The sequence below is a fragment of the Ruegeria sp. HKCCA5426 genome, from assembly GCF_013034585.1.
GTDB lineage: Bacteria > Pseudomonadota > Alphaproteobacteria > Rhodobacterales > Rhodobacteraceae > Ruegeria.
In genome coordinates, this window is the sequence record NZ_WQGH01000012.1 from 25,844 (window position 1) to 46,432 (window position 20,589).

Here is a 20,589-nt window from a genome sequence, read left to right on the forward strand (position 1 = left end):
TCAGGTCAGCCTGTCCAACAGCGCTTTTGCGGCTGCCTGCTCTGCCTGACGCTTTGATCCAGCCGTTGACTGCGCCTCGGTTCCGTCCTGAAGGCGGGCTGCGATGGTGAAAACCGGCGCATGATCCGGGCCGCTGCGCTTGATTTCGACATAGGACGGGGGTTTCTGGCCCCGCGCCTGCGCCCATTCCTGCAAAGAGGTTTTCGCGTCGCGCGCATCCTCTTCGACATTGTGAATCCGGTCACCCCACAGCCTGAGGATAACCTCGGCCGCTGTTTCAAATCCGGCATCGCGGTAGACCGCGGCAATAACCGCTTCCATCGCATCCCCCAGCAGGGCCTGTTTGCGACGACCGCCGGACAGCATCTCGGACCGGCCCAGTTTCAACACCGCGCCCAGATCAATCTGCCGCGCCACGTCCGCACAGGCCTCTTTTCGGACAAGGGCGTTGAACCGCGGGGCAAGCTGCCCTTCGGACGCTTTCTTGTCGCTTTCCAGAAGCGCCGTTGCCATCACCAGACCCAAAACCCGGTCGCCCAGAAACTCCAACCGCTGATTATCTGGTCGTGTCGGCGACGAGACTGATCCATGGGTCAGCGCGCGTACCAGCAGTTCGGGGTTCGAGAACTCGTACCCCAACCGCTTTTGAAAAGCTTTTATTTCAGCCGATAGCTTCAATTGACCGCCTTGAAGAACCGGTCGCCCCGCCAAGTCCAGAAGAACAGCATAGACCGGCCAGCGGACGAGAACATGATACGGTCGGCCCGACCGATCAGGTCTTCGTAGGGGACATACCCAACACCCCCGGCCGATACCGGCAGGCGGCTGTCGCTAGAGTTGTCACGGTTGTCGCCCATAAAGAAATATTCACCCTCGGGCACGGTATAGATGCCGGTATTGTCCGATCCCTGATTGCCGATATTAAGCACATCGTAAGACACGCCATTGGGCAACGTCTCAATCACTCGGGATTTTTCGCAAAGACCGCCAAAGCCAACCGGACCGTTTTCGCAACGTGGTCTCAATCCCTGCGATCCCTGAGGTTCAGAGATTTCGGTGAATACCCCGTCGGGCTTCTGCGGGACCGGGGTGCCGTTCAGAATGATCTGCCCTTCACGGATCTGAATACGATCGCCCGGCAAACCGATCAGGCGCTTGATATAGTCGCGCCCGTTGACCGGATGGCGGAACACGATCACATCGCCGCGCTCTGGCTCAGTGCCCCAAATACGCGTGTTATCCTCGCCCTGCATCCATCCACAGATTTCTTCGGCGTCGATATTCAGGCCAACGCTGGGAATAATCAGGCTGGGGCAGGACGCATAAGAATACCCATAGGCCATCTTGTTGACGAACAGGAAGTCCCCGATCAACAGGGTCTGTTTCATCGAGCCGGACGGAATCCAGAAGGGCTGAAAGAACAGCGTGCGGAAAACACCTGCGATCAACAGCGCGTAGACGATGGTTTTGATCGTCTCCCACACGGGATTTCCGGTTTTGACGTCCTCGGCCATACTGCTCTCCGGTCCTTGGTTTGTTGGGGTGCTACATGCGTGGCGCGGCAAGGTTAGTCAAGGCTGAGCGCTGCGTTATTGAAGCGGGCGCGCCTCGATCACTACGAAGGCCTGGGCCCAGGGGTGATCATCGGTCAGCGTGACGTGGACGATTGCCTCATGGCCCTCGGGGGTCATCTCACGCAGCCGTTCTGCCGCCCAACCCGTCACATGCATGACCGGTTGACCGGTTTTCAGATTGGTGACTGACATATCCTTCCACGCGATCCCCATACGCAGACCGGTGCCCAGCGCCTTGGAGCACGCTTCTTTCGCTGCCCAGCGTTTGGCATAGGTTCCAGCTGTGTCGGCACGGTTCTCGGCCTTGCGCTGCTCAATCTGAGTGAAGACGCGGTTGCGGAACCGGTCGCCGAACCGGTCAAGCGTGCCCTGGATACGTTCGATATTCGCGAGGTCTGTGCCGATGCCGAGGATCATTGGTTTCTCAATTTAGCAATGGCGACAATCAACGGTAATTTGACTGGCTTGGCAAGCAGATGGTGGGTCAGCGCTATTTTGTGATAAGCATTGACCAAATTGTCCCAGCAGAGGGCTTTGGAGATGTTCAACAGACTATTCTGGGGAATTGTGGCGGCCATCTTACCGTTGGCCAGCATCGCCACGGCGCAAAATCAGGACTGCGGTGAAGAGGATAATCCATGTCAGGTTGGGCAGCTTACCTACAGGGTCGTCTTGCCAGAGGTACCGCAAAATGCCCCAAGCGTAATCTACCTGCACGGATATGCCGCCACCGCCGACTCGGCAGTCAAACGATCCAACCTCACAACCCCCTTTATTGAAAGGGGAATTGCGGTCATCGTTCCAAATGGACAAGCAGATGTCGGAAACCCCAAAGTTCTGGACTGGGGTGTTCACGATGGCCATCGCTGGCCCAGAGATGATTTGAAGGCACTGGAAGACATAAAAGCAGACGCCGTAAATCGTTTTGGCCTGGACGCTAATAGAATTTTACTTGCCGGGTATTCCCGTGGCGGCTCAATGGTCTGGGACAAGGCCTGTTATTCGCACGACTTTGCATCTGCCTACGCATCCGCATCCGGCGCGTTTTGGGAACCGATGTGGCGACGGTGCAGCGGCCCGGTGCACATGCATCACTCACATGGATTTGCGGATCGCACTGTACCGCTGGAAGGCAGGTTCGTGGTTTTCGGCGGGTATGAATTTGAACAAGGAAGTGTTCTCAAGTCTGTCGAACTGCTGACCCGCACCAACGAATGCGGCCAAATGGCAAATGCGGTGGATACAAATTCATCAACTTGGGAAAAAAGATGGACCAAGTGTAAAGGGGGGTCGGTCACGTTGGCGTTAGGGCCACACGGCCATGGTCGACAGGCCGATTGGGCGGACCAAGTGGCGCAATGGTTCATCGAACTTCCCGCCACTCGGTAGAGGCACCGTTTCAGCTTGTGCTCCGCGCCTCATCCATCAACCTGCGCATCTCGGCAATGGCGGGGGTGAGGCCGCGAAAGATGGCTTCGCCGATCAGGAAATGACCGATGTTCAGCTCGCGCACCTCGGGGAAGGCGGCAATAGGTTGAACTGTGTCATAGGTCAGGCCGTGGCCTGCGTGGACCTCAAGGCCCAGCGAATGGGCGAAAGCCGACATCTCGCGCAGGCTTTCCAGTTCACGATTGGCCTCGTCCATGTGGCCCTCGGCAAAGGCGTCGCAATATGCACCGGTGTGCAGTTCGATCACTTCGGCACCGATGCGATGGGCGGCCTCGATCTGGCGTTGGTCGGCGGCGATAAAGATGGACACACGGCAGCCGACGTCCCGTAGCGGAGCGATGAAATGCGCCAGCTTGTTTTCCTCGCGCGCAACCTCAAGTCCGCCCTCGGTGGTGCGTTCCTCTCGCTTTTCGGGGACGATACAAACAGCGTGCGGTTTGTGGCGCAGGGCGATCTTCTGCATCTCGGGCGTGGCGGCCATCTCAAAATTTAGCGGAACGGTCAGCGCATCCATCAACGCTTCAATATCGGCATCAACGATGTGCCGGCGATCCTCGCGCAGATGAGCGGTGATACCGTCTGCGCCAGCCTCTTCTGCCAGTTTTGCGGCGCGCATTGGATCGGGATAGGCCCCGCCCCGCGCATTTCTAATGGTCGCCACGTGGTCGATGTTCACGCCCAGACGCAAATGATTGTCAGACATCGCCTGATTCCTTTTCCGAACTTTTGGCCGAGCCTAGTGCGTTTGAAACTGGAACGGCAGTCTTGGTTTCGGCCAGCCGTTTGATTTCATCAAACTTTGCCTTGATCTTGTCGCGGCGGCGCTGCTGATAGGTGCGGATCAAAGGCAGGCTGAGGTAATAACAAATCGCAGCGGCCAAAAGACCCGGAAGAATTCCGCCAATCAGATAGGGGTAGAACACCTCACGATAGAAGATGCCAAGCCCGTGCCAATCCGCGACCCGGTCGGTGAACATGGCGATCAGGTTGTCTTTCAGATCGCGCAGGGCATTGGCGAATTTTCCCATCAGTCCCTGCGTGTCGCCTTCCTGAAACTCGGTCCCAAGCAGGAAATGGCCCGTCTGCAGGCAAACCACTCCGATAGGTACATAAGTCAACGGGTTGCCAAAGAATGTCCCGCTGAGCGCAGCCAGAATGTTGCCGTTGATCAAACGCGCGCACACCGCGGCCACGACAAAGTGCAGTCCATAAAAAGGGGTGAACGCTGCAAAGACCCCTGCCCCAATCCCGCGCGCAATACGTTCAGGCGAATCCGGTAGGCGGCGGACCCGATGTTTGACGTAGTGAAAAGCGCGCGTCCATCCGCCTCGGGGATAGACGAATTCGGATGCGATCTGGACAGGCGAGCGTCGATCTCGGCGCTTGAAAACCACTCCTGATCACCCCTTCCTAGCCAGCCGCCACGGCGGTTTTGGTCCTGTCCCGGTAGCGTTCGACCGCGGCAACGTCGCTTTCGGCCTCAAGCATCAGCATCAGCGAATGCAATTGCTCCAGATCCCGAAGTTCGACATTGATCAACAAACGGTAAAAATCCGGTTTGCGGTCGACAAATTCCAAGTTTGAAATATTGGCCTTTTTCTCGCCGATCAATGTGCAAATACGCCCCAGTACCCCGGCGTCATTGCCAATGGTCAGGTCCAGGGTTGCACCATAAACAGCCGGGTGCGTTCCGGTATGCCAGTGCAGATCGACCCAACGGTCGGGCTCGCCCTCAAACTCGGTCAGGCGATCGCAATCAATGGCGTGGACCACAACGCCTTTCCCGCGATAGGTAATGCCCACGATCCGCTCACCCGGCAGAGGCTGACAGCAAGGCGCGCGGTCGAATTTCTGCCCCGGCTCCAGACCGATCACAGCACGGCGCAACGGGATCGCGTCGCCGTCATCCTGTGTCAGTTCCGGATAAACCGCACTGACCACATCATGGGCAGTCAGTTCCGCGCTGCCAAGCCGCGCCAGCAATTCGTGGCGGTCTTTCAAACGAAGATGCTTGGCGGCCGTATCCAAGGCTTTGTCGGTCGCTTTGCGTCCGACGTGATCAAAGCCGGACCGCGCCAACTCTTTGCCCAGCTTGATGAACCGTTCACGGTCCACTTCGCGCAAGGCACGGCGAATGGCGGTTCGGGCCTTCCCGGTCACTGCGATCTCAAGCCATGTGACCTGCGGAGTTTGCCCGTCGGCGGTGATAATATCCACCGATTGCCCATTCTTGATCCGTGTCCACAACGGAACCCTGATGCCGTCCACTTTGGCGCCAACACAGGCGGACCCGATCCGGGTGTGGATTGCATACGCAAAGTCAATCGGCGTTGCCCCGCGCGGCAGCTTGACCACGTCGCCCTTGGGCGTGAAGCAGAACACCTGGTCGGAATACATCTCCAACTTGACCGCCTCGAGGAAATCTTCGTGATCCTCTTCGCTGTCGAACTGTTCGGTCAGGTTGGCAATCCACTTGGCCGGATCGACGGCGAACGGGTTTTCCGAACGCACACCATCGCGATAAGACCAATGCGCGGCCACACCTGTTTCGGCAACGTCATGCATCTGACGGGTACGAATCTGAACCTCGACCCGTTTACCGTCCCGCCCCGACACGGTTGTATGGATCGAGCGGTACCCGTTCGATTTCGGCTGGCTGATGTAATCCTTGAACCGCCCCGGCACCGCACGCCACCGCTGGTGAATTGCGCCCAGCGTCCGGTAGCAATCTTCCTCAGTCTGCGTAATGATGCGGAACCCATAGATATCAGACAGGCGCGAAAAGCCCTGATCCTTTTCCTGCATCTTGCGCCAAATCGAATAAGGTTTCTTGGCGCGGCCAAACACCTCAGCTTCGATCCCGGCCTTTTCCAACTCGCGCCGCATATCGCCCGTGATGCGATGAATCACGTCACCGGTTTCACGCTGCAATGTGATGAAACGGCGAATGATCGACTGGCGGCCTTCGGGGTTCAAAACGCGGAAGGCGAGGTCTTCCAGCTCCTCGCGCATCCATTGCATCCCCATTCGGCCTGCAAGCGGCGCGTAGATATCCATCGTCTCGCGCGCCTTTTGCACCTGCTTTTCGGGGCGCATCGCCTTGATCGTGCGCATGTTGTGCAGGCGGTCGGCCAGCTTGACCAGAATAACCCGCAAGTCCTTGGACATCGCCATGAACAGTTTGCGAAAGTTCTCGGCCTGTTTGGTTTCACGACTGGAAAGCTGCAGGTTCGTCAGCTTGGTGACACCGTCCACCAGCTTGGCGACCTCATCCCCGAACAGATCAGACACCTTGCCGTAATTGGCCTTGGTGTCCTCGATTGTGTCATGCAAAAGGGCCGTGATGATCGTTGCATCATCCAGACGCTGTTCGGTCAGGATGGCGGCAACGGCAACGGGGTGGGTAAAATAAGGCTCTCCCGAGTGGCGGAGCTGGCCTTCATGCATCTGCTTTCCGAACTCATAAGCCCGGGCGATGCGGTCTGCATTTGTCTTAGGGTTGTAGTTGCGGACCAGCGCAATCAGATCGTCTGCAGAAATCATCCGGTCCGCACCTTCGTTCGAGGGGATTACCCCTGGCCTTGAGCCTCCATCAGAGCGCGCAGAAGCTTTTCTTCGGACATATCGTCGTCCGCAGGCTTATCGGTTTCCGCACCCATCAGCAGAGCCATCTGGTCTTCTTCCGGCTCGTCAACCTCGATCTGGGTCTGGTTGGCTTCGATCAGGCGCTCGCGCAGCTCATCCGCGCTTTGGGTTTCGTCCGCGATCTCGCGCAGCGAAACGACAGGGTTTTTGTCGTTGTCGCGGTCCACGGTGATCGGGCCACCAGCGGAAATCTCGCGCGCACGATGGGCGGCAAGCATCACAAGCTCGAACCGGTTTGGCACTTTGTCTACGCAGTCTTCAACCGTCACGCGGGCCATAGGGCGCTCTCCGTTACTGAATCCATGTCAGGAAGAGGTTTATCTAAGCGCGAATCCCCGCCTTGACAAGCAGGAAATGCTGCAAATGCACCGTTCACATTGGGGTGACTGCCGCGACATCGTCCGCAGGAAGGTCTGCCAGCATTTCCTGCACGGTTCCACCCAGCACCGGATGACGCCAATCCGGGGCGACATCTGCCATGGGCACCAATACAAAAGGCCGATCCTGAAGACGGGGATGCGGCAGGATCAACTGATCCGGCGCCTGTTGTTTTTGGTCTTCCGCGGACAAGGTTCTCCACCGCTCATACCCATCGCGATCGGGCAGCACCTGATCGTCATAGCAAACCAGATCCAAATCCAGTGTGCGCATTCCCCAGCGCTGAACCCGTTGGCGGCCGTGGTCATGCTCGACCTCATGCAACAGATGCAAAAGTTCTGCCGGGGTCTTGTCAGTCTCGATCAGCGCGGCCGCGTTGACATAATCCGGCCCCGCTCCGGCTGGGAAACACGGCGTCTCGAAAAACCGGCTGACCGCGCGAATCAGCACCCCCTGACGCGGTATCGCGTCAAGCGCCTTTTCCAGTGTCACCTTGGGTCCTTGATCCCTCAAATTGAGATTTGCACCTAGTGCGATCACCACTTTTGACGAAAATTTGCGCATTCTACTCCCTATATTCGGTGAATTGCATACTTGCGATACACATTAAATGCCCTAATTATAGGCGTATCAGCGCGCCGCCTATTTCCTAGACTCACTCACGTAACACCCGGCGTTCTGGTTTGTACCGGAAGGAACTATTTATGTTTTATAAAGACGAACGGCTAGCGCTGTTCATCGACGGCTCGAATCTTTATGCGGCCGCCAAAGCGCTTGGGTTTGATATCGACTACAAGCTGCTGCGTCAGGAATTCATGCGTCGCGGTAAGATGCTCAGAGCTTTCTACTACACAGCGCTCTTGGAAAACGACGAGTATTCGCCGATCCGTCCTTTGGTTGACTGGCTGCATTACAACGGCTTCACCATGGTGACAAAACCGGCAAAGGAATACACCGACAGCATGGGGCGTCGGAAAGTCAAAGGAAACATGGACATTGAACTGACCGTCGATGCCATGGAACTGGCACCACGCGTGGATCATATCGTGCTGTTTTCGGGCGATGGGGATTTCCGCCCGCTGATTGCCAGCCTGCAACGTCAGGGCGTGCGTGTATCGGTCGTCTCGACCATTCGCAGCCAGCCGCCGATGATCTCGGACGAACTGCGCCGCCAAGCGGACAACTTCATCGAGTTGGAGGACCTGCGCGACGTGATCGGCCGCCCTCCGCGTGAGATGCCCATGGAACCGCGCAGCGTTGCGGCCGGTGGGCAGTAACACCCGGTCACTCACAACCGAGTTGAAAACGGCGCGGTCAGGTTTATCACCTGACCGCGCTTCTTTAACTAAAGACAGGTGCTAAAACACCTCTTGGCTAGCACTGATTCATGTCAGATCAATGACGCAGTCCTGTCTGGACCAAGGCCGGGAAAAGACTTACCTGTGGCCTTAAGGAGACCGTGACATGAACAAGCCCCCGCTGACTTTGTACCTTGCCGCGCCGCGCGGGTTCTGCGCCGGTGTCGACCGGGCCATCAAGATCGTTGAAATGGCACTGCAAAAATGGGGTGCGCCGGTCTATGTGCGCCACGAGATCGTGCATAACAAATTTGTCGTCGACGGGCTGCGCGACAAAGGAGCGGTGTTTGTCGAGGAACTGGACGAATGCCCTGATGACCGGCCAGTGATCTTTTCCGCCCATGGCGTGCCGAAATCGGTCCCGGAAACGGCGACACGGCGCGAAATGATCTATGTGGACGCGACCTGTCCTTTGGTCTCCAAGGTCCATGTCGAAGCCCAGCGCCACTCGGACGCGGGTCTTCAGATGATCATGATCGGGCACAAGGGGCACCCGGAAACGGTTGGGACCATGGGCCAGCTGCCAGCGGGCGAAGTGCTGTTGGTCGAAACGGTCGAAGATGTTGCTACGGTTCAGGTTCGCAACCCCGAAAAGCTGGCCTTTGTGACCCAGACCACCCTGTCTGTCGACGACACAAAAGACATTATCGCGGCGCTTCAGGCCCGGTTCCCGGCGATTGTCGGACCGCATAAGGAAGACATCTGCTATGCGACGACCAACCGGCAGGAAGCGGTCAAGGCCGTTGCGCCAAAATCCGACGCCCTGTTGGTGGTGGGGGCACCCAATTCGTCCAATTCACGGCGTCTGGTCGAAGTTGCCTCGCGCGCTGGGTGTGACTATGCCCAGCTCGTGCAGCGCGCGACCGATATCGACTGGCGTGCGCTGGAAGGAATCTCCAGCATTGCAATCACGGCGGGTGCATCGGCCCCCGAAGTGTTGGTGAACAACGTGATAGATGCCTTCCGCGATCACTATGACGTGACGGTCGAGATGGTGGAAACGGCCGTCGAAAACGTTGAATTCAAAGTCCCGCGCGTGCTGCGGGAACCCGCATGAGCGGAATACCAAAAGCCCCCCTGCTCCTTGGACTAGCCGGTCTCATCCCGTTCATCTGGGGTGCTCTGACCTACCTGAACGGTGATCTGAACGACTGGGGGAAACAGGCGCTGGGGCCTCGGTTTGTTGGGCCGTATATCCAGCTATTCTACGGTTCGGTCATCCTGAGCTTCATGTCAGGCGTTTTGTGGGGCTTCGCGACCAAAACGTCGGCCAGCAAAGCAGCAACCTGCTACACGCTCTCGGTCCTGCCTGCGCTATGGGCGTTCTTCAAGACAGGCGGCGGCCCAGTCAGCGCCGGAACAAACCTGATGTACGGATTTGCCGGGTTGCTTTTATTGGACGCAATGTTTTCATACTGGCGACTGACCCCGGTCTGGTGGATGCGGTTGCGCATGTTGCTGACGGCCGTTGTCTTGGCCTGCCTTGCCGTCGGAGTATACCTGTGACCGATAAAAGAACGATCGATGCTTACACAACCCGCGTTGCAGAATACCTGAGTATCCCCCTGCCCCCCGAACAGATCGAAGCCCGCATGGCCTTTGCCGAAGCCGTCGTGAATGGTGGCTATGTTCTGGACCTCGGCTCTGGTCCCGGTTCAGACAGTGCGTTCTTGCAGCGCGAAGGCTTGCGGGTTCGCGCGCTGGACGCAACACAGGCCTTTGTCGATCACGCCTTGGAAAATGGCATAGATGCACATCTCGGCACGTTCGATGACGTGACCGAGGTTTCTAAGTATGATGGCATCTATGCCAGCTTTTCACTTTTGCACGCCCCGCGCGAAGATTTCCCACGTCATTTGACGGCGATCCACCGCGCTTTGAAACCTCAGGGCGTTTTCTTCCTTGGCCTGAAACTCGGCACGGGGGAACATCGCGACGACCTGGATCGGTTCTATACCTATTTCTCGCAGACCGAGATCGAAGAGGCCCTTGCAACCACCGGATTTACCATCGACCAGATCACCACTGGCGTCGGAGCGGGGCTGGCCGGGTCATACGACGGCTTCATTCTGGTGCTCGCCCATGCCTGAACTGTTCGCCTATACAGACGGGGCCTGTTCCGGCAATCCCGGCCCCGGCGGATGGGGTGTGTTGCTGCGCGCGATGGATGGCGACACCGTTCTGAAAGAACGCGAGCTGAACGGCGGAGAGGCCGAAACTACCAATAACCGCATGGAATTGCTGGCCGCGATCAGCGCGTTGGAAACACTGGAGCGGGCCTCGAAGATCACGGTCGTTACAGACAGCGCCTATGTAAAGAACGGAGTGACCGGCTGGATTTTCGGCTGGAAACGCAATGGCTGGAAGACCTCGAACAAAAAGCCCGTCAAGAATGTCGATCTGTGGCAACGACTGGACGAAGCGCAGACCCGCCACGACGTGACGTGGGAGTGGGTCAAAGGACATGCCGGACACCCCGAGAACGAAAAGGCCGACGAACTGGCCCGTGCGGGCATGGCTCCGTTCAAGCCAAAAAAGGAAAAGGCGTGAGCGGTCTGGCACTGCTGGACTATGCCTCGGTCTTTGTGTTCGCGTTGACGGGCGCCTTGGTTGCAAGCCGGGCGCAGTTGGATTTGGTGGGCTTTGCGTTCATTGCCTGCCTGACTGCGGTTGGCGGCGGAACAGTGCGTGATCTCCTGCTGGACCGGCACCCTGTTTTCTGGGTTGGCCAGCCAAATTACATCCTGATCGCAACGGGTGCCGCCGCGCTGGTGTTTTTCACCGCGCACCTGATGGAAAGTCGGTATAACTGGCTGGTCTGGCTGGACAGTTTTGCATTGTCCATTGCCGTCGCCGCAGGAACGGCGGCTGCGTTGTCACTGGGTCATTCCGGCGTCATCGTTGTTCTGATGGGGATCATTACAGGTTGCCTCGGCGGATTGATGCGCGACGTGGTCTGCAATGAGGTCCCGCTGGTTCTGAAACAGGGCGAGCTTTATGTGTCTTGCGCCTTTGCTGGTGCTCTGACGGCCGTATTAGCAACCCGTTTAGGGCTGGACACCTTTGCCGCTCTTTCCACCTGTGCCCTTGTCTGCTGGGCCCTCAGGGCTGGATCGCTGCTGTTTGGCTGGCGATTGCCAGTCTACAAAAGCAGACCACCGCGTCGTTAGCAACGAGGCTTGGGTCACGTATTGTAGGTTAAGCGAACAGAGGACACGCAGATCAGCGGCGCTGATATTTTTGCCAGATCCAGATCACCAGTAATGCGCCCAAAACAGCTCCGACAAAACCGGACAGCCACCCTGCAACCGTTATCAATGTGCGCAGCAGAAACCCTCCGACCAGCGCGCCGACTATGCCAATGAGCATCGTTGTCGGAATGTCAGCCTCGATCCGCATCAGACGCGTGGCCAGAAACCCTGCGGCCGCGCCGATCACGATCAGAGCGATTACGGGCATGTCATTTCCTCCAATGCGTCGGCACGATGATCAGCGCGCCAATGGATGAGATCACGGCATTCAGACCGGGCGCGCCAAAGCTGATGCCGAACATGATACGGAAGAAATAAAATAGAAACGCTCCACCAATGCATATGATGATCGAAGGCACATATCCGTTATGCGTGAAACCGGTCTTTTCGGACAGGTATCCAACGATCCCGGCGATCACAATTGTGCCCATCAGGATCATGAACATGCGGTGTTACTCCGATTGAAACAGCGTACCGGCCGGGATTGGCCAACCGCGCAGGAACGTTTCTGTATCCTGCGCGCCTTTGCCCGCCCTTTGCAAGCGCAGGAGCTTCACGGCCCCCTCTCCGCAAGCGACACACAACGCGTCGTCCAGAACCTGACCGGGGGTGCCCTGTCCCTCAGTCAGACAGCAGGCCAGAAGTTTGATCCGCTCGCCTTCAACCAGGGTCCATGCACCGGGGAAGGGTGACAATCCGCGTATCTGGCGATCGACCTCAACCGCCGGGCGTGTCCAGTCGATGCGCGCTTCGGATTTGTCGATCTTGGCGGCGTAGGTCACACCGTCGTTGGGCTGGTTCACCGGCGTCAGGTCAGGCAAGGTGGCCAACGCCTGAACGATCAGACCCGCGCCCATCTCAGAAAGCCGATCATGTAGTTGGTCGGTTGTTTCCTGATCTCGGATATCGGTGGCCCGCCGCAGCAGGACAGGGCCGGTGTCCAGCCCCGCCTCCATCTGCATGATGCAGATACCGGTCTGTGCATCACCCGCCATGATTGCACGGTGAATCGGCGCGGCCCCTCGCCAGCGGGGCAAAAGGCTGGCATGGATGTTCAGGCAGCCAAGGTGCGGCGCATCCAGAATAGGCTGAGGCAACAGCAAGCCATATGCCACAACGACGGCGACGTCAGCTTGCAGCGCAGCGAAAGCGGATTGTTCTTCTTCGGACTTCAAAGAAACAGGATGGCGTACAGTCAGGCCCAACGCCTCGGCTCGCGCATGCACCGGGGTCGGGCGGTCTTTCTTACCTCGCCCCGCCGGGCGCGGTGGCTGGCAATACACGGCGGCAATCTCATGCCCGTCCTCAACCAGCGCATCCAGCACCGGCACCGAGAATTCGGGCGTTCCCATGAAGATGATGCGCATGACAGGGCTCCGAGGCTTGGGCGGTGCCGGGCTGAAGCCCGGCCTACGCGAGTTTCTTGGCTTTGCGCAGCAGCATGTCGCGTTTGACCTTGCTGAGCCGGTCGAAATACATGCGGCCGTTCAGATGGTCGATCTGGTGCTGCACACTTGTCGCCTCGATCCCGACAAAATCACGGCGGTCGATCATGCCTTGTTCATTCAGAAACTTGACGGTCACCGCACGAGGTCGTTTCACTTCGGCCGACACGCCGGGCAGGTTTGGGCTGGCCTCATCATGTTCACGCATCTCGATCGAGCTGTGCAGAATCTCGGGATTCGCCAGTCGCACGGCCCGGCCCCGCTCGGTCGAACCATCCACGACCGCCAACTGCAGCATCACGCCGATCTGAGGCGCAGCAAGGCCCACGCCGGGCATCGCCTTCATCGTGTCGACCATGTCATCCCAGATCGCGCGGATATCGTCGGTGATTTCGCTCACAACCTCTGCCTTGGTACGCAGGCGCTTGTCGGGCCATGGCAGACAGGTACGAACGGTCATGCGCGCGCCTTTTCACGTTTCAGCTTTTGCATCTTGCGCGTGATCATCTGGCGTTTCAGCGGTTTTAGATAGTCGATGAACAGCTTGCCGTTCAGATGGTCAATCTCGTGCTGCACGCAGGTCGCCCAGAGGTCATCGAATGTTTCCTGCTGCGCATTGCCGTCGCGGTCAATCCACGCCACCTCGACGACTTTGGGTCGGGTCACCTCTGCAAATTGCTCGGGGATCGACAGGCAACCTTCCTCATAGACGTTGGTTTCGTCCGACGATGCGATGATCTCGGGGTTGAACATGATCAGCGGGCGCGGTTCCTCGCCCTCTTCCTTGACGCAGTCCATCACGATCAGCCGATCCAGCACGCCAATCTGCGGCGCGGCCAGCCCAATGCCGGGGGCGTCATACATGGTTTCCAGCATGTCATCGGCCAGTTGACGCAGCTCGTCCGACAGGTCGGTCACCGGGGCGCAGACCTTTTTCAGTCGGGGGTCGGGATGAATAAGAATTGAGCGTTTCATGGGGTTGATTTAGGCCATCACACGCCCCGCCGCAACGCCCCCCTTGCACCTGCCAAAATTGTAGCTAGCTTTCCAGCCGACAGATGGAGAAGACATGACGTTCAACGACCTGATCGACCGCCGGGGCACTTATAGTTCAAAATGGGACAAGCTAGAGAAACTTTACGGTATTTCACCGCAGGACGGGCTGGCGATGTGGACGGCAGATTCCGATTATCCCAGCGCACCCTGCGTTATCGAAGCCGTTCGAAAGGCCGCGGATCACGGTGTTTTCGGGTATTCGTGGGCGCACCCTGACTATCTGACTTCGGTCCAATGGTGGATGAAAAACCGTCATGCATGGGACATTGACACAGATTGGGTCCTGACCTCGCAAGGGCTGGGCAACGCGATCGCGCTGTGTCTGGATGTGTGGACCGAGCCCGGGGACGGCGTGGTCATATTCACGCCCGTCTATCATGAGTTCGCCCACAAGGTGAACAAATCCGGCCGCCGCGTGGTAGAATGCCCGCTGGCACGACAGGGCGACAGTTACACGATTGATCTGGACGACGCGCAGTCGCGCTTGGACGGGACAGAAAAGATGCTTCTGTGGTGTTCACCCCAGAACCCCTCCGGTCGGGTTTGGACTGCGGATGAGTTGCGCGCTGTGGCAGCCTTTGCTGAACGCAATGGCCTTGTGTTGGTCTCTGATGAGATTCACCATGACCTGGTCTACCCCGGCAGCACCTTTGTCCCCATGGACGTGGCCGCGCCCGATGCACGGCCGTGGACGGTGACCCTGACGGCGGCCTCCAAGACGTTCAACATTGCGGGTCAACGCACCGGCAACATGATCATTCCCGACCCAAAACTGCGCGCGGCGATGGTTCATCGCCTCGGCACCCTTGACTATGCGCCCAGCGCTTTGGGCGTGGCGATGATCATGGCGGCCTATTCGCCCGAAGGCGCCGCATGGGTCGACGAACAGGTTGCGCATCTTGACGGTAACCGAAAGCTTTTTGACGCAGCCATCGCAGATATCCCCGGCCTGTGGTCCATGCCACTTCAGGCGACTTTTCTGGCTTGGGTCGATTTTTCAGGAACCGGAATGGACCACCCTGAATTTATCCGCCGCCTACGTGAGGACGCCAAGATCGCGACCTCGCCCGGCCCCGGATTTGGTCCGGGTGGCGAGACATTCGAGCGGTTCAACCTGGCAACCCAACGCAGCCGCGTGGAAGAGGCATGCAACAGACTGAAACACGCTTTTTCTGACTTGCAGTAAATCCAAGCCTAACGCGTCATCCGTTGGGCAATGGATCAATCCTTGTGCCCCAGCAAAGCTATCGGGGCATCGGGATCGCGGTAGAAATCCAGCGGGGCCTTGTCCGAGGCAGCAGTGCTGCGCTTGAATTCATACCGCATTTCACCGGCTTCGTCCTGATCCGCGATGATCAGGCACTGGTAGAGGTGATTTGCGCCATCATAAATATCGACCAGACCACGAAGCTGAGGTGTCGTTTCAGCTTCGACGGTAAAGCCATCCTTCCACAATCGCAGGATTTTGAACGTATTGTCGCCAAATTGAACACGAAGTCGGCTTGTCTTTTTCAATCCCGCGATTCGTGCCGCATCCAATTCGGCACTCATTTCCTTTGAAACATAGGTCGTCATTGCAAATTTCCCCCGCAGCAGAGTCCTATTGTGAGGGTCGGAATGTAAAAATCCAGTAAAGCTGGTCACCAAGAGCGTTTGGATTTCAACTTGTTGCACGGAAATCCCAACCGGACTTGTGCGCAGGCGCAGGTAATATGCGCGTCGCCTCGCATAGGAACCTTTAAGGCGACCGCCTATGTTCTTTGACATCTCAATTCGGAGGATCAGAGCATGGGCCTGTTGGTCGACGGCAAGTGGCACGACACATGGTATGACACCAAGTCCACAGGCGGGGCGTTCAAACGCAGTGCAGCGCAGTTTCGCAATTGGATAACGGCAGACGGCAGCGCAGGTCCGTCCGGCAAGGGGGGTTTCAAGGCCGAACCGGATCGCTATCACCTCTATGTCAGCCTCGCCTGCCCGTGGGCACACCGCACGTTGATCTTTCGCGAATTGAAGGGGCTGACTGACCTTATCTCGGTTTCAGTGGTACATCCTGACATGATGGAAAAAGGCTGGACGTTTGAAACAGACGACCATGGCGCCACAGGGGACGGGCTCTTTGGGTTGGAGTTCGCCCATCAAGTCTATACCAAGGCCGATCCCGCCTATTCGGGCCGCGTTACGGTGCCAATTCTATGGGACAATACCCAGGAAACCATTGTTTCGAATGAAAGTTCCGAGATCATCCGCATGTTCAACTCGGCCTTCGACGGGATCACAGGAAACACCGACGATTACTGGCCCGAGGCTATGCGTGACGATATCGAAGAGGTCAACGCGCGTATCTATTCTGACGTCAACAACGGCGTGTACAAGTCAGGGTTCGCAACCAGTCAGCAAGCGTATGACGCGGCTGTTGGGCCGCTATTTGAAACACTGGGCTGGCTGGAAAACCGCCTGAGCACCCATCGCTATCTTATGGGAGATCGCGTTACAGAAGCTGATTGGAGGCTGTTCACAACCTTGATCAGGTTCGACCCCGTCTATCACCTGCATTTCAAGTGCAACCGAAACCGTCTGGTCGATTACCCGAACCTGTGGGCCTATACCCGCGAGCTTTATCAATGGCCCGGTGTCGCTAAGACCGTGAACATGAACCATATCGTGCGGCACTACCACTATAGTCACGACAGTATAAATCCGCACCGGATTATCCCGGTGAACCCCGTGCTGGACTACATGGAACCACACGGTCGCGGTCAGCGACCCGCCGCGTAATGTTCAACCATCGCCGCCAGATCCTCTGGCGGCGTTTCACTTTGGACATAGGCGCAGGCATTTGGGCTATGCGCGAAAATCGACCCGTCCGAGAAAAACGTGGTGTTGGTGACAAATATCACCCGCGCTTCGGGGCGGCGATAGCTGGCGAAGTCGGCAACAGCCAAAGCGCTGCCGGTTTCCAGCACAAGGTCCAACACAATGATGTCAAACTCTGCGCCATAAAGCGCAAGGATCGCGGCCTCTTGCCCGGCCACAAGCGTGACCTCAGCGCCCTGACGCTCCAGATGCCTTTTCCAGACCCGACCAAGATCGGGGTTACTCTCTAAAATCAAAACATTCATCAGCGACAACCTCGGGGCAACGTAGAACAAACAGTGCTGGCCCCTGTAATTTGTGATCACGCGATTTCCTTAACAAACTGTTAACGGTATCTGCAGGGCTTCCGGATCGCGTGGATTTGCTTGTGCCGACGGCGAAAATCCGCTTGAAACGGACCGAAATCAAGGATTCCAACGAGCTTCACGATGACAACCCATAACGATATCTTGAACCCCCGATCCAAACGGGATCATGGCGGCGGGCTAGACGGGGCAATCGAATCCTATGGTGGGGCACGCGGCCATTGGATGGATCTTTCGACCGGGATCAATCCGCATCCTTATGATGTCACGGGTTTGACGCCCTCGGATTGGAGCGCGCTTCCCGACCACGGCGCGTTTGAACGCCTGACCAGTGCCGCGCAGCGTTTTTGGTCCGTTCCTGACGAGGCTGATATTTTACCCGCACCTGGCGCTTCCGCCCTGATTGCACGCATACCCGATCTTGCACCGCGCGGGCGGGTTCACATCACGCCGCCCACCTACAATGAACACGCAGCCGCTTTTTCAGCGCATGGATGGTCAATTCAGTCCGACGGCCCGGCCGAAGCCCGCGTTATCGTACACCCAAACAACCCTGATGGGCGGATATGGACCGAAGCCGACGCAAATGCCCCACTAACCGTGATTGACGAAAGCTTTTGCGATGTCAGCCCCGAAGCGTCTCTGATCCATTTGGCGACAAAACCGGGTGTGATCGTACTGAAAAGCTTTGGCAAGTTCTGGGGGTTGGCGGGATTACGCCTTGGCTTCGCAATCGGCGACCCGAACCTGATTGCCCGCCTGAACGACCTGACCGGACCTTGGGCCGTTTCCGGTCCCGCCCTGCGGATCGGAGAACGAGCCCTGAGCGATACAGCTTGGGCCGACGCCACACGCCAACGCCTGACCGAGGAAACAATCAGGCTGGATACCCTTCTGACGCGGAAGGGTGCGCGGCTTGTGGGGGGAACCACGCTGTTCCGTCTTTATGCGGTCGACAAGGCCGCCGATTGGCAAGACCGTCTGGCCCATGCGCATATCTGGAGCCGCATCTTCCCCTATTCGCAAACCTACCTGCGGCTGGGGCTTCCACCTGCAAATGGCTGGGCACGGCTGGAGACCGCGCTGTGAGCACCGCTTTTCTGCTAGTCTGCGCCATGTGTCTGGACGCGTCACTGGGGGAGCCGGATTGGGTGTGGTCCCGGGTAAGGCACCCCGCGGTGATGATCGGTAACCTTATCGGCCTGCTGGACAAACGATTGAACAATGGCGGGCACCGGCGCCTGAAAGGGGTCGCCGTGGTCATCCTACTGGTCATCGGCGCAATGATACTCGGAGGCGCACTGGCCATGCTTGGCCCCCTGGTTGAGCTTGTGATCTGCGCCATTCTCTTGGCGCAGAAATCCCTTGTGACGCATGTGCGAGATGTGGCCGAGGGGCTGAACGCCTCGCTTGACCAAGGGCGCGCGAAAGTGGCCATGATTGTCTCACGGGACACACGCGACATGACCGAGGCACAAGTCGCGCGGTCAGCGATCGAAAGTGCCGCCGAAAACCTGAGCGACGGTGTCATTGCGCCCGCCTTCTGGTTTCTGGTTGCCGGGCTGCCGGGTCTGCTGATCTACAAGGCGGTCAACACGGCCGACAGCATGATCGGCTACCGCTCAGAAAAATATCTTGAGTTTGGTTGGGCCGCCGCCCGTCTGGATGATGTTCTGAACCTGATCCCTGCCCGCCTGACCAGCGTCATGATCGTCGTGCAATCTGGTCAATGGGCGCAGTGGCAAGGAATCACCTCAGACGCGCGGCGCCATATCTCGCCAAACGCAGGCTGGCCCGAGGCCGCCATGGCCCGTGCCTTGAACGTCGCACTTGCCGGGCCGCGCAGCTATGATGGAAAGCTTCGGGATTTGGCATGGGTCAACGGCGACGCCCCGCGTGAGATCGGTGCACCGGAGGTTTTCCGCGCATGTAACATGCTGTGGACCGTTTGGGGGCTTGCGCTGGGCCTCGTGTCGGTGTGGGCTGGGCTTAGTTTTATTCTCTGACGGTGCCACCCATGCGTTTTCTTTCTGGTCTTGTTGCAACCACCCTATTCATCACACCCGCCTTTGCCCAATGTGGCGGCGGGTTCAATTCCTTTGTGAATGGGCTAAAAACTGAGGCGGTCGGCAAAGGGTTTGATAAATCTACTATCGACGCTTTCTTTAAAGGTGTTCAGCAGGATGGCGCCGTTCTCAGAGCTGACCGCGCGCAAGGCGTCTTTCAGAAACCATTCATTGATTTCTCTCGCCGCCTGATCTCGCAAAACCGAATAGATCGCGGGCAGGCCATGTCACGCAATTACGACGCTGTTTTTGACCGGATTGAGCGGGAATATGGAGTATCACGCGGCGTGTTGCTGGCATTCTGGGCGTTTGAAACCGACTACGGAGCGGTTCAGGGGGATTTCAACACCCGCAACGCACTGGTGACATTGGCCCATGATTGCCGCCGGCCCGAACTGTTCCGCCCTCAGATATTTGCGGCGCTGGAATTGTACAGTCAGGGCAATTTCGACCCCGCCCGAACGACCGGCGCGTGGGCGGGTGAGATCGGCATGGTTCAAATGCTACCGCAGGATATTCTGGACAATGGCGTGGACGGCGACGGAGACGGGACGGTTTCGCTGAAAACCTCGGCCCCGGATGCGCTAATGTCCGGCGCAAAAATGCTGTCGCGTCTTGGGTGGCAACCAGGTCAGCCGTGGCTGCAGGAGGTCGCGGTTCCGGACCAAATGGATTGGTCTCTGTCCGGTCCGGGCAAGCCGCGCCCGGTCTCGGACTGGCAGGCGATGGGAGTACAGGCCCGAAGCGGTTCGCTGGCCAACCTGCCTGCATCACTGATCCTGCCTCAGGGGCACAAGGGACCGGCGTTTCTGGCCTATCCCAATTTCGACGTCTATTTCGAATGGAACCAGAGCTTTGTCTACGTCCTGACCGCCGCCTATTTCGGCACCCGTCTGGAAGGTGCCCAAATCTATGACGCCGGGAATCCAACACAGGGTTTGACAGGCGCACAGATGAAGCAGCTACAAACCAAACTTCAGGCACGCGGCCATGATGTAGGCAAGATCGACGGCATTCTGGGGGCCGGGACACGGGCGGCCGTTCAGGCCGAGCAACAACGGCTGGGTCTGCCTGCGGATGCGTGGCCGACGGCAGAGTTGTTGGGGCGGTTGTAAAAGGGTGTCTGGTTTGAGCCCCAATGGGACTTAATAGAATACGCTCGGGCACACGATTTTGAAAATCCCA

27 protein-coding genes are annotated in these 20,589 nt (G+C 57.9%); 12 read left to right on the forward strand and 15 right to left on the reverse strand.

All coding sequences use genetic code 11. The features are described from left to right. From rnc to acpS, 3 genes are all read right to left on the reverse strand, one after another. Entirely contained in the window at positions 1–678 is a 678-nt protein-coding gene (rnc, locus tag GOV87_RS17340) for a ribonuclease III (RefSeq protein WP_171125267.1), read from the reverse strand. Further along, the gene (gene lepB, locus GOV87_RS17345; RefSeq protein ID WP_171125269.1) at positions 675–1,514 is read right to left on the reverse strand and encodes a signal peptidase I; all 840 of its coding nucleotides are present in this window, start codon (positions 1,512–1,514) and stop codon (positions 675–677) included. Before lepB ends, rnc begins: the two co-directional genes overlap by 4 nt. Before the next feature lie 75 nt (positions 1,515–1,589). Next, positions 1,590–1,991 carry a holo-ACP synthase gene (acpS, locus tag GOV87_RS17350; protein WP_171212612.1) on the reverse strand — a complete coding sequence of 134 codons (402 nt, stop codon included), beginning with the start codon at positions 1,989–1,991 and terminating at the stop codon, positions 1,590–1,592. A 123-nt stretch (positions 1,992–2,114) separates the two neighbouring features. Between acpS and GOV87_RS17355 the strand changes: the two genes are divergently transcribed. Beyond that, complete coding sequence (locus GOV87_RS17355) at positions 2,115–2,963, forward strand: PHB depolymerase family esterase (protein ID WP_171212613.1); 849 nt, start codon at positions 2,115–2,117, stop codon at positions 2,961–2,963. Between the two features lie 10 nt (positions 2,964–2,973). On the opposite strand, the gene GOV87_RS17360 is transcribed toward GOV87_RS17355, so the two are convergent. From GOV87_RS17360 to folK, 5 genes are all read right to left on the reverse strand, one after another. Then, on the reverse strand, positions 2,974–3,726 hold the full coding sequence (locus GOV87_RS17360) for a pyridoxine 5'-phosphate synthase (protein ID WP_171212614.1): 753 nt from the start codon (positions 3,724–3,726) through the stop codon (positions 2,974–2,976). Continuing rightward, positions 3,719–4,417, reverse strand: a complete 699-nt coding sequence (locus GOV87_RS17365; protein WP_171125277.1) for a DUF2062 domain-containing protein — start codon at positions 4,415–4,417, stop codon at positions 3,719–3,721. The genes GOV87_RS17360 and GOV87_RS17365 overlap by 8 nt, the downstream gene beginning before the upstream one ends. A gap of 16 nt (positions 4,418–4,433) precedes the next feature. After that, on the reverse strand, positions 4,434–6,566 hold the full coding sequence (locus GOV87_RS17370) for a bifunctional (p)ppGpp synthetase/guanosine-3',5'-bis(diphosphate) 3'-pyrophosphohydrolase (RefSeq protein WP_171212615.1): 2,133 nt from the start codon (positions 6,564–6,566) through the stop codon (positions 4,434–4,436). 26 nt (positions 6,567–6,592) lie between these two features. Further along, a complete protein-coding gene (gene rpoZ / locus GOV87_RS17375) occupies positions 6,593–6,946 on the reverse strand; it encodes a DNA-directed RNA polymerase subunit omega (protein WP_142639234.1) in 354 nt (117 codons plus the stop codon). A gap of 94 nt (positions 6,947–7,040) precedes the next feature. After that, positions 7,041–7,610 carry a 2-amino-4-hydroxy-6-hydroxymethyldihydropteridine diphosphokinase gene (folK, locus tag GOV87_RS17380; RefSeq protein ID WP_171212616.1) on the reverse strand — a complete coding sequence of 190 codons (570 nt, stop codon included), beginning with the start codon at positions 7,608–7,610 and terminating at the stop codon, positions 7,041–7,043. 140 nt (positions 7,611–7,750) lie between these two features. On the opposite strand from folK, the gene GOV87_RS17385 reads away from it, so the two are divergent. The 6 genes from GOV87_RS17385 (at position 7,751) to GOV87_RS17410 (ending at position 11,574) form a co-directional block, all read left to right on the forward strand. Further along, positions 7,751–8,323 carry an NYN domain-containing protein gene (locus GOV87_RS17385; protein ID WP_058278950.1) on the forward strand — a complete coding sequence of 191 codons (573 nt, stop codon included), beginning with the start codon at positions 7,751–7,753 and terminating at the stop codon, positions 8,321–8,323. A 187-nt stretch (positions 8,324–8,510) separates the two neighbouring features. Then, positions 8,511–9,461: a 4-hydroxy-3-methylbut-2-enyl diphosphate reductase gene (gene ispH / locus GOV87_RS17390; protein ID WP_171212617.1), complete on the forward strand. Its 951-nt coding sequence runs from the start codon at positions 8,511–8,513 to the stop codon at positions 9,459–9,461. Next, positions 9,458–9,910, forward strand: a complete 453-nt coding sequence (locus GOV87_RS17395) for a DUF3429 domain-containing protein (RefSeq protein WP_171212618.1) — start codon at positions 9,458–9,460, stop codon at positions 9,908–9,910. The genes ispH and GOV87_RS17395 overlap by 4 nt, the downstream gene beginning before the upstream one ends. Then, positions 9,907–10,494, forward strand: coding sequence for a class I SAM-dependent methyltransferase (locus GOV87_RS17400; RefSeq protein WP_371808138.1), 588 nt, complete (start codon positions 9,907–9,909; stop codon positions 10,492–10,494). Before GOV87_RS17395 ends, GOV87_RS17400 begins: the two co-directional genes overlap by 4 nt. After that, a complete protein-coding gene (gene rnhA / locus GOV87_RS17405) occupies positions 10,487–10,954 on the forward strand; it encodes a ribonuclease HI (RefSeq protein ID WP_171125287.1) in 468 nt (155 codons plus the stop codon). Before GOV87_RS17400 ends, rnhA begins: the two co-directional genes overlap by 8 nt. Then, complete coding sequence (locus GOV87_RS17410; RefSeq protein ID WP_171212619.1) at positions 10,951–11,574, forward strand: trimeric intracellular cation channel family protein; 624 nt, start codon at positions 10,951–10,953, stop codon at positions 11,572–11,574. Before rnhA ends, GOV87_RS17410 begins: the two co-directional genes overlap by 4 nt. Before the next feature lie 52 nt (positions 11,575–11,626). Here GOV87_RS17410 and GOV87_RS17415 read toward each other — a convergent pair whose 3' ends face one another. Genes GOV87_RS17415 through def (GOV87_RS17435) form a run of 5 tightly spaced genes read right to left on the reverse strand, consistent with a single transcriptional unit; the run spans position 11,627 to position 14,075 of the window. Further along, complete coding sequence (locus tag GOV87_RS17415) at positions 11,627–11,863, reverse strand: GlsB/YeaQ/YmgE family stress response membrane protein (protein WP_171212620.1); 237 nt, start codon at positions 11,861–11,863, stop codon at positions 11,627–11,629. A gap of 1 nt (position 11,864) precedes the next feature. Then, positions 11,865–12,101: a hypothetical protein gene (locus GOV87_RS17420; RefSeq protein WP_171126860.1), complete on the reverse strand. Its 237-nt coding sequence runs from the start codon at positions 12,099–12,101 to the stop codon at positions 11,865–11,867. Between the two features lie 6 nt (positions 12,102–12,107). Then, positions 12,108–13,022 carry a methionyl-tRNA formyltransferase gene (fmt, locus tag GOV87_RS17425; RefSeq protein ID WP_171212621.1) on the reverse strand — a complete coding sequence of 305 codons (915 nt, stop codon included), beginning with the start codon at positions 13,020–13,022 and terminating at the stop codon, positions 12,108–12,110. A gap of 43 nt (positions 13,023–13,065) precedes the next feature. Further along, positions 13,066–13,560, reverse strand: coding sequence for a peptide deformylase (gene def, locus GOV87_RS17430; RefSeq protein WP_171212622.1), 495 nt, complete (start codon positions 13,558–13,560; stop codon positions 13,066–13,068). Then, complete coding sequence (gene def / locus GOV87_RS17435) at positions 13,557–14,075, reverse strand: peptide deformylase (RefSeq protein WP_171125297.1); 519 nt, start codon at positions 14,073–14,075, stop codon at positions 13,557–13,559. The genes def (GOV87_RS17430) and def (GOV87_RS17435) overlap by 4 nt, the downstream gene beginning before the upstream one ends. 94 nt (positions 14,076–14,169) lie before the next feature. Here def (GOV87_RS17435) and GOV87_RS17440 point away from each other — a divergent pair, with 94 nt between their 5' ends. Continuing rightward, positions 14,170–15,342: a MalY/PatB family protein gene (locus tag GOV87_RS17440; RefSeq protein WP_171212623.1), complete on the forward strand. Its 1,173-nt coding sequence runs from the start codon at positions 14,170–14,172 to the stop codon at positions 15,340–15,342. 35 nt (positions 15,343–15,377) lie between these two features. Here the strand turns inward: GOV87_RS17440 and GOV87_RS17445 are convergent, their stop codons facing one another. Continuing rightward, entirely contained in the window at positions 15,378–15,731 is a 354-nt protein-coding gene (locus tag GOV87_RS17445; protein WP_171125300.1) for a hypothetical protein, read from the reverse strand. Positions 15,732–15,944: 213 nt separating this feature from the next. Between GOV87_RS17445 and GOV87_RS17450 the strand changes: the two genes are divergently transcribed. Further along, positions 15,945–16,934: a glutathione S-transferase family protein gene (locus GOV87_RS17450; protein ID WP_171125301.1), complete on the forward strand. Its 990-nt coding sequence runs from the start codon at positions 15,945–15,947 to the stop codon at positions 16,932–16,934. Here the strand turns inward: GOV87_RS17450 and GOV87_RS17455 are convergent. After that, positions 16,916–17,278 carry a response regulator transcription factor gene (locus GOV87_RS17455; protein WP_171212624.1) on the reverse strand — a complete coding sequence of 121 codons (363 nt, stop codon included), beginning with the start codon at positions 17,276–17,278 and terminating at the stop codon, positions 16,916–16,918. The genes GOV87_RS17450 and GOV87_RS17455 overlap by 19 nt on opposite strands. A gap of 183 nt (positions 17,279–17,461) precedes the next feature. On the opposite strand from GOV87_RS17455, the gene GOV87_RS17460 reads away from it, so the two are divergent. From GOV87_RS17460 to GOV87_RS17470, 3 genes are read left to right on the forward strand one after another with little or no spacing between them, the layout of a single operon-like run. Further along, positions 17,462–18,427, forward strand: coding sequence for a threonine-phosphate decarboxylase (locus GOV87_RS17460; protein WP_171212625.1), 966 nt, complete (start codon positions 17,462–17,464; stop codon positions 18,425–18,427). Next, positions 18,424–19,344 carry an adenosylcobinamide-phosphate synthase CbiB gene (cbiB, locus tag GOV87_RS17465; protein ID WP_171212626.1) on the forward strand — a complete coding sequence of 307 codons (921 nt, stop codon included), beginning with the start codon at positions 18,424–18,426 and terminating at the stop codon, positions 19,342–19,344. Before GOV87_RS17460 ends, cbiB begins: the two co-directional genes overlap by 4 nt. Positions 19,345–19,355: 11 nt before the next feature. Continuing rightward, on the forward strand, positions 19,356–20,519 hold the full coding sequence (locus tag GOV87_RS17470) for a lytic murein transglycosylase (RefSeq protein WP_171212627.1): 1,164 nt from the start codon (positions 19,356–19,358) through the stop codon (positions 20,517–20,519). Positions 20,520–20,589: the final 70 nt, after the last annotated feature.

Coding starts and splice junctions, on each gene's coding strand:
- GOV87_RS17360 (WP_171212614.1), bottom strand. CDS start 3,726: ATGTCTGACAATCATTTGCGTCTGGGCGTGAACATCGACCACGTGGCG.
- acpS (WP_171212612.1), bottom strand. CDS start 1,991: ATGATCCTCGGCATCGGCACAGACCTCGCGAATATCGAACGTATCCAG.
- GOV87_RS17470 (WP_171212627.1), top strand. CDS start 19,356: ATGCGTTTTCTTTCTGGTCTTGTTGCAACCACCCTATTCATCACACCC.
- GOV87_RS17385 (WP_058278950.1), top strand. CDS start 7,751: ATGTTTTATAAAGACGAACGGCTAGCGCTGTTCATCGACGGCTCGAAT.
- GOV87_RS17395 (WP_171212618.1), top strand. CDS start 9,458: ATGAGCGGAATACCAAAAGCCCCCCTGCTCCTTGGACTAGCCGGTCTC.
- GOV87_RS17455 (WP_171212624.1), bottom strand. CDS start 17,278: ATGAATGTTTTGATTTTAGAGAGTAACCCCGATCTTGGTCGGGTCTGG.
- GOV87_RS17450 (WP_171125301.1), top strand. CDS start 15,945: ATGGGCCTGTTGGTCGACGGCAAGTGGCACGACACATGGTATGACACC.
- folK (WP_171212616.1), bottom strand. CDS start 7,610: ATGCGCAAATTTTCGTCAAAAGTGGTGATCGCACTAGGTGCAAATCTC.
- GOV87_RS17420 (WP_171126860.1), bottom strand. CDS start 12,101: ATGTTCATGATCCTGATGGGCACAATTGTGATCGCCGGGATCGTTGGA.
- def (WP_171125297.1), bottom strand. CDS start 14,075: ATGAAACGCTCAATTCTTATTCATCCCGACCCCCGACTGAAAAAGGTC.
- def (WP_171212622.1), bottom strand. CDS start 13,560: ATGACCGTTCGTACCTGTCTGCCATGGCCCGACAAGCGCCTGCGTACC.
- GOV87_RS17460 (WP_171212625.1), top strand. CDS start 17,462: ATGACAACCCATAACGATATCTTGAACCCCCGATCCAAACGGGATCAT.
- GOV87_RS17415 (WP_171212620.1), bottom strand. CDS start 11,863: ATGCCCGTAATCGCTCTGATCGTGATCGGCGCGGCCGCAGGGTTTCTG.
- lepB (WP_171125269.1), bottom strand. CDS start 1,514: ATGGCCGAGGACGTCAAAACCGGAAATCCCGTGTGGGAGACGATCAAA.
- GOV87_RS17355 (WP_171212613.1), top strand. CDS start 2,115: ATGTTCAACAGACTATTCTGGGGAATTGTGGCGGCCATCTTACCGTTG.
- ispH (WP_171212617.1), top strand. CDS start 8,511: ATGAACAAGCCCCCGCTGACTTTGTACCTTGCCGCGCCGCGCGGGTTC.
- GOV87_RS17370 (WP_171212615.1), bottom strand. CDS start 6,566: ATGATTTCTGCAGACGATCTGATTGCGCTGGTCCGCAACTACAACCCT.
- GOV87_RS17440 (WP_171212623.1), top strand. CDS start 14,170: ATGACGTTCAACGACCTGATCGACCGCCGGGGCACTTATAGTTCAAAA.
- fmt (WP_171212621.1), bottom strand. CDS start 13,022: ATGCGCATCATCTTCATGGGAACGCCCGAATTCTCGGTGCCGGTGCTG.
- rpoZ (WP_142639234.1), bottom strand. CDS start 6,946: ATGGCCCGCGTGACGGTTGAAGACTGCGTAGACAAAGTGCCAAACCGG.
- rnhA (WP_171125287.1), top strand. CDS start 10,487: ATGCCTGAACTGTTCGCCTATACAGACGGGGCCTGTTCCGGCAATCCC.
- GOV87_RS17445 (WP_171125300.1), bottom strand. CDS start 15,731: ATGACGACCTATGTTTCAAAGGAAATGAGTGCCGAATTGGATGCGGCA.